The sequence below is a fragment of the Marinomonas vaga genome (assembly GCF_055388305.1).
The window spans coordinates 2801628-2812801 of sequence record NZ_AP043903.1 but is presented as its reverse complement, the minus strand read 5'-3'; the positions used below and the strand labels follow the sequence as shown (position 1 = coordinate 2812801).

At 45.7% G+C, this 11174-nt stretch carries 11 protein-coding genes; 5 read left to right on the top strand and 6 right to left on the bottom strand.

Features of this window, described 5'->3' with window-relative positions; genetic code table 11:
• Nucleotides 1–179 precede the first annotated feature (179 nt).
• Nucleotides 180–704 carry a lactoylglutathione lyase gene (gene gloA / locus ACZ5DR_RS13210; RefSeq protein ID WP_377366950.1) on the bottom strand — a complete coding sequence of 175 codons (525 nt, stop codon included), beginning with the start codon at nucleotides 702–704 and terminating at the stop codon, nucleotides 180–182.
• A 373-nt stretch (nucleotides 705–1077) separates the two neighbouring features.
• Between gloA and ACZ5DR_RS13205 the strand changes: the two genes are divergently transcribed.
• From ACZ5DR_RS13205 to ACZ5DR_RS13185, 5 genes are all read left to right on the top strand, one after another.
• Nucleotides 1078–1635: a serine hydrolase domain-containing protein gene (locus ACZ5DR_RS13205; RefSeq protein ID WP_377366948.1), complete on the top strand. Its 558-nt coding sequence runs from the start codon at nucleotides 1078–1080 to the stop codon at nucleotides 1633–1635.
• The gene (locus tag ACZ5DR_RS13200; RefSeq protein WP_377366946.1) at nucleotides 1598–1774 is read left to right on the top strand and encodes a hypothetical protein; all 177 of its coding nucleotides are present in this window, start codon (nucleotides 1598–1600) and stop codon (nucleotides 1772–1774) included. The genes ACZ5DR_RS13205 and ACZ5DR_RS13200 overlap by 38 nt, the downstream gene beginning before the upstream one ends.
• A gap of 20 nt (nucleotides 1775–1794) precedes the next feature.
• On the top strand, nucleotides 1795–3234 hold the full coding sequence (locus ACZ5DR_RS13195) for an aldehyde dehydrogenase family protein (protein ID WP_377366944.1): 1440 nt from the start codon (nucleotides 1795–1797) through the stop codon (nucleotides 3232–3234).
• 328 nt (nucleotides 3235–3562) lie between these two features.
• Nucleotides 3563–4471 (top strand): DMT family transporter, encoded by a 909-nt coding sequence (locus ACZ5DR_RS13190; RefSeq protein WP_377366942.1) that lies wholly within the window; start codon nucleotides 3563–3565, stop codon nucleotides 4469–4471.
• Nucleotides 4472–4685: 214 nt separating this feature from the next.
• Nucleotides 4686–5624 carry a helix-turn-helix domain-containing protein gene (locus ACZ5DR_RS13185; protein WP_377366940.1) on the top strand — a complete coding sequence of 313 codons (939 nt, stop codon included), beginning with the start codon at nucleotides 4686–4688 and terminating at the stop codon, nucleotides 5622–5624.
• 62 nt (nucleotides 5625–5686) lie between these two features.
• Here the strand turns inward: ACZ5DR_RS13185 and ACZ5DR_RS13180 are convergent, their stop codons facing one another.
• The 5 genes from ACZ5DR_RS13180 to ACZ5DR_RS13160 all read right to left on the bottom strand — a co-directional run bounded on the left by ACZ5DR_RS13180 (nucleotide 5687) and on the right by ACZ5DR_RS13160 (nucleotide 11162).
• Nucleotides 5687–6562 carry an arginase family protein gene (locus ACZ5DR_RS13180; protein WP_377366938.1) on the bottom strand — a complete coding sequence of 292 codons (876 nt, stop codon included), beginning with the start codon at nucleotides 6560–6562 and terminating at the stop codon, nucleotides 5687–5689.
• Between the two features lie 86 nt (nucleotides 6563–6648).
• The gene (locus ACZ5DR_RS13175) at nucleotides 6649–7644 is read right to left on the bottom strand and encodes a sugar ABC transporter substrate-binding protein (protein ID WP_377366937.1); all 996 of its coding nucleotides are present in this window, start codon (nucleotides 7642–7644) and stop codon (nucleotides 6649–6651) included.
• A gap of 52 nt (nucleotides 7645–7696) precedes the next feature.
• Entirely contained in the window at nucleotides 7697–8662 is a 966-nt protein-coding gene (locus tag ACZ5DR_RS13170; RefSeq protein WP_377366936.1) for an ABC transporter permease, read from the bottom strand.
• An 11-nt stretch (nucleotides 8663–8673) separates the two neighbouring features.
• A complete protein-coding gene (locus ACZ5DR_RS13165; RefSeq protein ID WP_377366934.1) occupies nucleotides 8674–9666 on the bottom strand; it encodes an ABC transporter permease in 993 nt (330 codons plus the stop codon).
• Nucleotides 9663–11162 carry a sugar ABC transporter ATP-binding protein gene (locus ACZ5DR_RS13160; RefSeq protein WP_377366932.1) on the bottom strand — a complete coding sequence of 500 codons (1500 nt, stop codon included), beginning with the start codon at nucleotides 11160–11162 and terminating at the stop codon, nucleotides 9663–9665. The genes ACZ5DR_RS13165 and ACZ5DR_RS13160 overlap by 4 nt, the downstream gene beginning before the upstream one ends.
• Nucleotides 11163–11174 lie beyond the last annotated feature (12 nt).

Genomic DNA, 11174 nt, shown 5'->3' with positions numbered 1-11174 from the left:
GGAAGAATACAGACGAGCGCCAACGCGAAAAGACACAGCAAGCGCTGGTTTCGGTGTAACAGAGAAACCGATAGATAACTGAAAAATGAAAGATATAGAGAAGCAAAACCACTCAGAGGCGTTAGGCAAACGCCTCTGAATGGTTTTATGGATGAGTATTAACTTAGAAACCGTATGGATTAGCTCTGTACACGATTGGCATCGAAGATCTCAATCCAGTAACCATCTGGGTCTTTAATAAAGGCGATGTTATTCATCTTGCCATCAGACAGTCTTTTTTGAAATGCCACTCCCAGGTCCTCAAAGCGCTGACATGCCCCTTCTAGATCTGGTACATGAAAGCCAATGTGGCCAAAACCACGAGGATCGCTATTGCCATTGTGGTATTCCACCGTATCCGCCGTATCGCCCCAGTTGTGGGTCAACTCCAACATCGCCGGACGACCAAAGGTTTGCGCAGTACGCTCCTTTTCATCGGCGCTAATATCAGAGAAATCTTCACCGTGAGTCAAAAAATACAAACTGAACTTCATCTCAGGGAAATCAAGCTTACGCAGCAAAGTCATGCCCATCACACGAGTGTAGAAATCAAGCGAACGAACAGGATCCGCAATACGCAACATAGTCTGGTTAAACACGAATCCATTGGTTGCTGGATCTTTTTCTTCACACAAACCCTCGGCTTGCTCAAAATGACGACTCATAGTCATACCTCCTTTGATGTTAAAGAAAAGGTGGGGGTTAAGCGTCAAAAATCAATAGCTTAGTACGGCCAATACTCATATAAATAGCCGACTGAATACACGACACAATGATCCGCTTTTTTGCACTGGGTCGATGGAATTGTACTGTTAACTTTCAAGCACACATTCCTAAGATAAGTCTTAGAGCGAGAACCATCACTCAGATTTGATTCTTATTGGTCTCCCTCAGTAGATCCCATTATTAGTACATCCCCTTTCTAAAAATCATGAATTTTTCTGATCACCTAGATCCCTTACAATTTCTTGCTTAGAGCAATTTTTAGCCACTTCATTGGCGCAAAAACCGAACTTTTATTCAACAAAAAGGTTGACTATGTTCACTGGTCAATTTATTGCTAAAGGGAGCCTATCGCTTCCTTGGGAAACAACTGCAAAAATCGAGCTAGGTGACATTGTTCTGCCAAATGGCCAATCTGCTAAAGAAGCTATAAATGCTAGCTATTCAGACGCATTGATAGTCATCGAAAATGGCAAGCTAGGTAGCGAACTCTACTTCAATGAAACCACCGAAACATCTCGCCACTTACTTTTTTCGATTACTAAGTCAGTAGTCGGTATGTTAGCGGGAATACTGATCGAAGAAGGTTCATTGTTACGTGACTTACCTGTGACCCATTACATACCTGAGCTGGCAAACTCTGCTTGGGGGGATGCAAGTGTTGATCAGGTACTAGACATGCTTGTGTCGGTGGATTTTGGAGAAGACTACTTAGACCCACAAGGGCTGATGGAGCATTACCGCGTAGCAATGGAATGGAATCCACCAGGCAACGTAGACTACAGTGGAGATCCTCATAGCTTTCTCACTAGAATCGTAAAGGGCAAACAAGAGCATGGCCATTGGTATCCATGGTCAGTGGCTATACGTTGACCCCAAACGCAAAGTCACAATCGTGAAGTTTTCTTCTCAGCCATTACCTGAAGATGGATTACTGGACCAACTAAACATCGATTTATGCAACGCCATTGCCGAAGCCATTGAAAACCGCCGTTCACCTAATAATTTATAGGTAATGAACAGGAGTAAAACATGATTGAACTTCAAACAGATAAATTCTATATCAACGGTCACTGGGTAAATCCCGCTGGCAGCAAAAAAGCCGCCGTGATCAACCCAGCCACCGAAGCCCCAATTGCAGACATTGCAATGGGATCCACTGAAGACGTAAACATCGCTGTAGACGCAGCGAAAAAAGCCTTTGAGAGTTTTTCTCAAACAACGAAAGAAGAACGTCTGGCTTTGCTCACTCGTATTCGAGAAGTCTACGCTCGTCGTTATGATGAAATGTCCGAAGTGATTCGTGACGAACTGGGGGCTCCCATCAGTTTGTGTCATGACGCACAGAGTGCGGTTGGCTTATTACATATGGACGCAACGCTGGCAGCCCTAAAGCTCATGGACTTTGAAACCTCCAATCATGTTGGAGATACCATTCGACGTGAACCCATTGGCGTTTGTGGACTTATCACACCATGGAATTGGCCTATCAATCAGATCGCATTGAAAGTCTTTCCAGCAATCGCAGCAGGTTGCACTATGGTTTTAAAACCATCTGAAGTGACACCCCTAAATGCCCTACTTATGGCCGAAATACTCGACGAAGCAGGCGTTCCTGCTGGAGTGTTCAACCTAGTGAATGGTGATGGCGCTGAGGTGGGTTCTGCAATTTCAAAGCATCCTGACATTTCCATGGTTTCATTCACCGGCTCTACACGGGCTGGCGTGTTAGTCAGTCAAGATGCAGCGACTACCGTTAAACGGGTTACCCTTGAGTTAGGAGGAAAGTCGCCAAATATCATCCTGCCAAGCGCGGACTTAAAGGCGGCTATTCATGAGAATATGGCCCATTGTTTCTCAAACAGTGGACAGAGCTGTAACGCACCAACTCGAATGCTGGTGAGTGCAGAACAATATGACGAAGCCTTACAAACCGTAAAAGAGCTAAGCTCCAAATTTGAAGTGGGCTCACCTCTTCTCAAAGGTGAGCACATTGGCCCTGTTGTGTCAGACGTCCAGTTTGGCCGAGTCCAAACTCTGATTAAAGCCGGTATTGAAGAAGGAGCGACATTACTCATGGGTGGGGCTGACCGACCTGAAGGGTTCGAAACAGGCTACTATGTTAAACCGACCGTCTTTGGCAATGTTACAAACGAGATGAGAATTGCCCAAGAAGAGGTGTTCGGCCCAGTATTAGTTGTTATTCCGTACAAAGATGAAGATGAAGCGGTTCGTATCGCAAACGATACACCTTATGGACTCGCGGCATACGTCCAATCAGGCGACCTAGAGACAGCCCACAATATTTCAAAAAAACTGCGTGCGGGGATGGTTCGTATAAACGGTACGGACATCGCTGAAGGGTCACCTTTCGGTGGGTACAAGCTCTCAGGCAACGGTCGCGAAGGTGGCGTATACGGTATTGAAGACTTTTCTGAAATGAAAGTCATTTCAATGCCAAAATCCTATTAAAAGCCCCCTAGCGTAATACTTTAATACAGGCCGAACCTATGTTCGGCCTTTTTGTTACACCTTCAACAGTTCAGTTAAGGAACATGGGATTGAATTAGCAACATGAAGCAAGCTAGCCAATCATGGTTCGTTGGAATTGATCTGCTAACTTTCATGTCAATTCATACCGCCAATAAGAATCATTGCAAACTAATGCGCGATCCATGCTTTCAATGCATCTCGGTGGATTGTCCCAAAATGACTATATGTTGTCCTGATTTGCCAAGTCACTCTAGAAAAAGAGGAAGAATATAGGAGCTACAAGATCACAAAATAGGAACTCAATATTATGAAATCTGGCTATTTATACGTCATTATGTGCTACATACTGGTTGGCATTAGCTACCCGATTGCTGCGGATGCGATGTACGCGATCCCCGTTTGGACATTTATTAGTATTACCTTCGCCATTGGCTTTGTTTTTTTATATGCCATCGGCCTATTTTCAAAAGCACCGAAGTTTTTTTCTCTGAGTATGAAAGCTTGGGTAGTTATAAGCATTCAATCCTTGCTTGGTGCCGTGCTTTATACAGCCTTTTTGTTGTATGGCTTTGAGTACGCAAACGCCATTACGGCATCGATTTTCACCAGTATCTCCCCTGCCTTTGTACTGGCTTTGTCATTCTTCATACTTAAAGAGAAACTTTCGGTGAAAAAGAGCGCTGCGATTGCCTTGGCTATCGCTGGGGTAATGTTCCTGACACTGCCTGGTATTGAAGCAGAAAGCGGCCCATCGGCCTTAGGGATTTTGTTCTTCTTCCTTTCAACTCTATCTGTTGCAGGTTGTGTGATTGCAGCGAAGAAACTGGATATTCAATTACCGGCTATTACAATGGCGACCGGAGTATGCTTCACTGGCACCATTTTTACCTTACCTGTGGCACTACTCACCGAAACAGCGTCTATCGAGCTAAGCCTGTTTAGTGCAGAAAATATCACCATCATGGTCTATTACGGTCTGTTGGTATGGGCGGTCCCTTACTTCTGTTTCTACAAAGGCGTGACACGCATTCCTGCCAGCGCAACAGGCATGGCTTTTGCGACCATTCCTGTGGCCTCAACCTTTTGTTCGATTATGTTCTTTGACCAGTCAATGAGCACGACTGATATTGTTGCACTAATAATGGTCACTTCATCCATCTTCTTAGCTGAAGCTGAAGAGCCAGTAGCAGTTAACAACAAGCTAGACTTTGCTTAACGAAATCTTTTGTAAACCTCCCAACTCGTAATCTTTGGCTCGACTTCGGTCGGGCCTTTTTTTCACCACGATTATGCTTAAAAACCTATTGTTTTTGGCAACTTTCACTAGCGCCCTTCAATCTACAACTTCTCTACGAAATCCGACCTTTTTGCACCGAAATGGCACTTAAATTGCTTAAAATAAAGAAGTTATTATTTGAGAGGTTTTCACCATGAGCATAGTGCTAACAACTGAGTCATTAGACCAAAAAGAGCGGTTTAATTACTGGAATGATGTAGTCACTAAATTCTATGCGCCATGTGTCGGAAATGTTGCCGAATTAGATCGATTTAATGCCACTACAACGGTTCACTCGTTTGGCTCTTCTGAAATAAGCACCGTTGATTCAGTAAGTATTCGTTATGACCGCCGACCCGAAGATCTGCACCGTATACCCAGAGAAGACATATTCTTATCGGTGATCACTGAAGGGGAAGGTTACTTCAGTCAAAATGATCGTACCGTCAAACATCAGAAGGGTGACGTATTACTTTATGACTCTGCAAAACCCTATGTGTTTAACTACCCGAAAGCGTACCAGTCTATGCTGTTACGAGTACCTCGTGCTTTAGTGCAAACCAAGGTTAATCAACTTGATCAACTTGGTGGGACGGTGTTTAAAAGCCATACTCCACACGCTCGTCTAATCCAATCCTTGATGCGTGAAACCAACTTCATTGCTTCTGAACCTGAGCTTCAAGAAGGCGATGAGTTTATTATGCCCACCTTAGAAATGATTACGACAGCCTTAGGTAAAGCAACTAATAGTCAATTAATATTGGCGAACGAAACCTCTCATCAAAAACTACTGAATGAAATCAAACAATTTGCGAGACAAAATATCACGGAAGAATCTTTGTCCCTAGAAATGATCGCAGAGCACAAAAACTTGTCGATTCGTACTTTAAGCCGCTTGTTCGCTGAAGCTGGAGAGACGCCGAAAAGCTGGCTTCAGGAACAGCGATTATGTGGTGCTTATGAGGCTATTTTGAAAAGACGTGTCACGAATGTCACAGAAGCTGCATTAACATTTGGCTATAAAGACTTATCCCATTTCAGTCGTGCTTTTAAACGACGCTTTGGCTGCACACCTAATTCACTACTTCACTAAGCATTTTCTTATACTCACAAAAAAGCGAGCTATTCAGCTCGCTTTTTAAGTTCAGACAGTCACTACTTGCCAAGCAGTGGCAGTGACTCCATCATTTTTTTCAAGTTGATCGCATCCCAAGGTAAATGTTCAGCAATACCCAAACCAACAACGGGAGCATATTGTGCTGCTTCATTGATCACTTTTACGGCTTCAGCCATGGTCAGTTCGCCTTGCGCAATACCATCAAATGCGTCTTTTGGTGCATGAGGGTTCGCAAACAAAAGCGCACCAAAATCCTTAGTACTGAGTACATCTAAATCAAAATGAATGGCTAGGCACTTAATGCCCTCTTCTTCCATCCATTTCTTAATAGAAGTGATTTCACCACGAATCTCGTCAGGACGGCAAATACGCATGCCACGTTCTGCCAAAAAATTGGCTTCGTATTCGTTCTCATTGTTCACACCCGCATACATGACTTTATTGGCCTTGATCGGTGTTTTAACAAATTGAGTCAAATCAGCATCACCTTCACCCATTAGTGCACGAAGTACAGAGGCATGGGAGTGCTCAAATTGCTCTGAGGTCATGATATCAGGATGGGCATCTACCCAAAGAACTCCTAGCTCATCACCGTATTTTTCACTCAAATAGGCAAACGGAGCTAAATCCACTAAGCAGTCTCCACCCAGCACTACCAAGCTTTCAGGGTTATGCTTTTCAATCAACTCTTGAGAATGTTGAATTTGCGGAATGATCAAAGAACGACCCACAATCCCATTCTCGTTCTCAAGCACCATATCTTTAGAGAACGGTACATTGACTTCTTCAACAGGGCCATCGGTGGCTGGCGCCAACCATGCCAATAATTGCGCCCCCAAGTGATAAGCATGATTGTTGCCACCTTGCCACTGAGGCATGATGAGGCGTAGCGTTGAATCTTGATTATTAGACATAAATTAAAAAACCTTACTTAACAGGGTGACACATATCGATGCATTGAGTCGCACCCAAGTTCGACTCAATGCAGATCTTACTTAAATTAATAGTTAGCCAATGCACCGTGACAAAGATCTAAGGTCTCTTTTGTCACAATCGGGTTTGGTAAATAGGTGTACTTATCTTGAGGCTCACCGTTTAGCAGTTTTACAGCGGCATTCACAGCATACTTGGCATCACTGTAGGCATCCGACAACACTGTGGCATGCTGAACACCTGCATCAATGTTTTCATAACCTTCTAGCTCACAACCAACACCCACTAGAGCGAGTTTAGTGGGATCAATATTGGCACGGGCTGCTGCGACAATCACACCGGCTAACATGAGATCTTCCACGGCGTACACACCGTCTACCTGATCACCAAAGCGTGTGAACAAAGTTGATGCTGCATTCATCGCCACGTTCTGATCCCAATTACCCGGTTGCTCACCTAGAATCTTGATCCCTGGAGCAATCTTAGCCAGCTCCTCTTTGAATCCTTTGGTGCGGCCAATTGACGTTGGAGTGCCCGGTGTGCCCGTGATGACAAAAATCTCGCCTTCTTCGCCATGCCCTTTTGCCTTAAAGGCATCGACTAATGCATGAGCAGACTCACGACCGATTTCTTCAGAATTACCACCAGTGTAGACATCCCAATAAGGTTCAGACTGCTTCGCTGGCATCGCATCACTGATGATCAATGGGATGCCAGCCTTTTTGATTTTGCGCATAGATGGAATCAAAGCGTTCACATCAACTGGCCACAAAATAATGGCATCAGGGCGCTTAGCAATGGCCTGCTCCACCTGATTCGCTTGGTTAGCTGGGTCAAAAGCACTCGTTACTGTTTCAAATTTAAACCCGGCTTCTGTCGCGTCTTTCTTGAAAAACTTCAAGTAATCCGCACAGTAAGCACATTCTTCTGTTGGCTGAAGCAAAATCACAGATTTGTCTTCAATCCCAGCACTAGCTTGGCTAGAAGATGCCATAACCGTCGCCATTGAAACTGCTGCTGAGACAGTGCTCAAGGTTTTCACTAAAGGACGTACAGATTTCATAGTTCACTCCTGATGGATATATTTGATAACGCAAGTTCAAAAGATCATCGGTCTATGCCGATGCTGTTTTTTTCATTTTCTGGGTAATAAATTCGCTCAGGCTACCGTTCATAATCACTACGAACGCCAGCACAGAACCATTAATCAGCAAGGACACGGCGGAACTTACTCCCAGCAAGCTCAAGCCATTGTTCAGAGCCGCTAGAATCAATACACCGATGGCAATATTGTGGATTTTGCCCACACCACCACCTAGGGAAACGCCTCCCAAGATCGCTGCAGAAGCCGCTTGAATCAGCAAACCGTCACCCAGTGTTGGAGAGCCCGTTGCCAAGCTGATAGAGATCAAAGCACCTGCCAACGCCGCGAATGAGCCAGAACACGCAAACGCAAAGAAGAGAGACAATGAGGTATTAGCACCACTCATGGTGGCGGCCTGACGATGACTGCCCGTAGCGTAGAGATCACGGCCAAGACGGGTAAACTTCAATACCAGATACAGAATGAAGAAGGCACCGATTGTGATATTGATACGTGGTGAGAGCAGATAGAAAATCTGCGCGTCCAAGGCATCAGCCGCATCAAAATTGAAGTAAGGCACCACATTGCCATCTGCAATCCAATAGCCAAAACCAGAGAGCAGAATCATCACTCCAAGCGTACTGACCAATGATGAAACCTTTAGACGAATCACCAGCAAGGCGTTGATCAAGCCAACCACCAGACCAAAAACTACCGCGCAAAGCACGCCTATGTACGCACTGTCGACGCCTGTTTTGGCAAGGATGAGTCCACCAACGGCCACCATAGATGCCACCGACAAATCGAACTCTCCGACCACCATGGTCAGAGATAATCCAAGTGCCACTAATCCTACCAACGCAAAGTTTTGCATCAGGGCAAAAAGGTTACCGCTTGATAAGAAATACTCACTGATCAGGGCAAATACTGCTGGAACAGCGACAATTAACCCAACACGCAAATAATCTGATGCATTCCAATTTAATGAACGAGACATGGCGTCACTCCTTATTTCTTACGTTTGCGGGTTAACACCGCACCTAACATGACTGACGCCACAACCACTGCCCCTTTCACCATCAACTGGATGTCTAAAGAGAAGCCCTTGAGCAATAAGATGTTGCCAATAATGGCCAAGAACAGAGCGCCACAGACTGCGTCATAAATACGACCATGACCGCCTGCGATAGCGACACCACCCACAAGCACCGCAGCAATGGCACTGAAATCCAACCCGGCTCCTAATGACAAGTTGCCTTGAGATGACTGCGCCCCAATCAACACACCGGACAAGGCAGCCGTTAACGCAGCAATAACATAAGCAACGATGGTGGCACGCTGAATACGTAAGCCTGACAACTTGGCAGTATTGGAATTAATACCGATTAGCTGAAGCTCACGGCCCAAACGCATACGGGAAAGAAAGAACTCAGCGGCAATCAAAACCGCTAACAGGATGAAAATCTGATTAGGAATACCAGGCAGCACGTGGCCGACGCCCAACCATTCCACTTTGACATCGCTGGTGATGGTGCGACCACCCGAGTACCAGGCCCCTAGCCCCATAATGATGGACGACGCAGCAATAGAAGTGATGATTGGGTTGGTCTTTAATACCCCCACTGCACCGCCTTGCAAAAAGCCCAGTATCACCCCGACAAAAAGCGTTGTTAGGATCGCGGGTATGACCCCAAAATCTAAAACACTGGCAAAAACAATGGTCGAAATTGATGCCGTGGCACTGATGGACAACATGAACAAGTTGCCGCTGATGGTAACCAAAGCTAACCCTGCTGCGACAACACCGACCGACACAGTCACAAACAGAATAGAACTCAGATTTTGCAGAGAAGCGAAGCCTTCCACAAAGATGGATGCCAACAATGCCATAACAACAATGAGCATACGCACAGCCGTGGCTTGTATACGATTAGGGGAAAACATTCCACTGGATGACAGCGCTAATGATATTGATGGCTTAGCCGTAACAGACTGACTCATGCTGCAACCTCACTGTTTCCATGCAGGATGTCCTGCAAAATACTTTCTTGAGTGGCTTCGGATCGGGGGACAGACCGCACAAGGCTACCCTTGAAGACGGTAACGATTCGGTCTGCAAAATCTAAGATTTCTTCCAAATCTGTGGAGTAGAAAATGATGGATAACCCCTCGTCTGCACGCTGACGTAAACGGTCATAGATATCGGCACGAGCGCCAATGTCGACGCCACGAGTTGGCTCATTGAGCAAGAGCACATCAGGATTGGTGGCTACCGCTTTACCGAGCACTACTTTTTGCTGGTTGCCGCCACTTAAAGTCGACACGGCGTCCCCATTTCGCTCAGGATTCACGGTGAACGCTTCAGCAAGATCCCGGGCGAGCTTCAACTCTTGTTCTGCATGGATCACACCTTGAGGCGCTAAATCACTCAGTACTCGAGACGTTAGATTTTGACCAATTGGCGCCTCTAAAAACGCCCCTTTACCGGCACGATCTTCAGGTACATAGGAAATGTGATGACGCTCAGCGTCTTGTATAGAGCGTAGGCTTGCTGTTTGACCACCGATTTCAATGTGGCCGGAGGTCACAGGTGACAAACCCGCAAGGGTACGAAGCAATCCATCCGCGCCTGAGCCTAATTGACCTACTAACGCAACGATTTCCCCTTTGGCACAATCAAAGTCTAACGGGCCAAAACTATCAGTGATGGCAACATTGCGACAGCGCACAAAGGTATCCCCTACTCGTCGAACGGGGCGCTGAACACCACGCTTCACTTCATGGCCCAACATCGCTGTGACCAGCTCAGCACTGCTCACCTCTTGAGTACGTTTAGTAAAAATATGTCGTCCACCACGAAATACCGTGACCCGATCTGTGATGGCAAACACCTCATCTAAACGGTGACTAATGATCACCATAGTGGTGCCTGCCGCTTTCAGCTTACGCATGATCGCAAAGACTTTTTCGATCTCGGCTTCAGACAGAGTTGCGGTCGGTTCATCAAGTAGCAACACTTTAGCGCCACTGGCGAGACCTCGAGCAATCTCCACCAATTGACGCTCCGCTAGGGACAATGTCTCAGCCAATTGATACGGTGAAACATGATCTAAACCCACGTCTTTTAAATACTTCTCCACTCGAGCAACGTAGCGGCCACGAAGGTAGATAAGCCCCTTACTTTGCATACCGATCATAATGTTATCCAGCACGCTTAAATGAGGCAGAATAGACAACTCTTGGTGAACGATGGTGATTAAAGAGGGATCAATACGCTTGCCTAGTTCAATGGATTTACCATCCACAATCAGCTCGCCTTCTTCAGGCTTAACATAGCCTCCCATGACTTTGACCAAGGTACTTTTGCCTGCGCCGTTTTCACCGCATAGTCCCAGGATTTCTCCTGTTTCTAATGAAAAGCTCACATCACTCAAAGCGAATACGCCGCCATAGCGCTTTGAGATATTATTGGCTTGTAAAATAGGTTGTGTTTCCACGAAATATCCTCT

Bases quoted from the DNA above. Each gene is read 5' to 3' on its own strand.
- ACZ5DR_RS13175 (WP_377366937.1), bottom strand. From the start codon at position 7,644: ATGAAATCTGTACGTCCTTTAGTGAAAACCTTGAGCACTGTCTCAGCA.
- ACZ5DR_RS13205 (WP_377366948.1), top strand. From the start codon at position 1,078: ATGTTCACTGGTCAATTTATTGCTAAAGGGAGCCTATCGCTTCCTTGG.
- ACZ5DR_RS13195 (WP_377366944.1), top strand. From the start codon at position 1,795: ATGATTGAACTTCAAACAGATAAATTCTATATCAACGGTCACTGGGTA.
- ACZ5DR_RS13165 (WP_377366934.1), bottom strand. From the start codon at position 9,666: ATGAGTCAGTCTGTTACGGCTAAGCCATCAATATCATTAGCGCTGTCA.
- ACZ5DR_RS13185 (WP_377366940.1), top strand. From the start codon at position 4,686: ATGAGCATAGTGCTAACAACTGAGTCATTAGACCAAAAAGAGCGGTTT.
- ACZ5DR_RS13170 (WP_377366936.1), bottom strand. From the start codon at position 8,662: ATGTCTCGTTCATTAAATTGGAATGCATCAGATTATTTGCGTGTTGGG.
- ACZ5DR_RS13200 (WP_377366946.1), top strand. From the start codon at position 1,598: ATGGCCATTGGTATCCATGGTCAGTGGCTATACGTTGACCCCAAACGC.
- ACZ5DR_RS13190 (WP_377366942.1), top strand. From the start codon at position 3,563: ATGAAATCTGGCTATTTATACGTCATTATGTGCTACATACTGGTTGGC.
- ACZ5DR_RS13180 (WP_377366938.1), bottom strand. From the start codon at position 6,562: ATGTCTAATAATCAAGATTCAACGCTACGCCTCATCATGCCTCAGTGG.
- gloA (WP_377366950.1), bottom strand. From the start codon at position 704: ATGAGTCGTCATTTTGAGCAAGCCGAGGGTTTGTGTGAAGAAAAAGAT.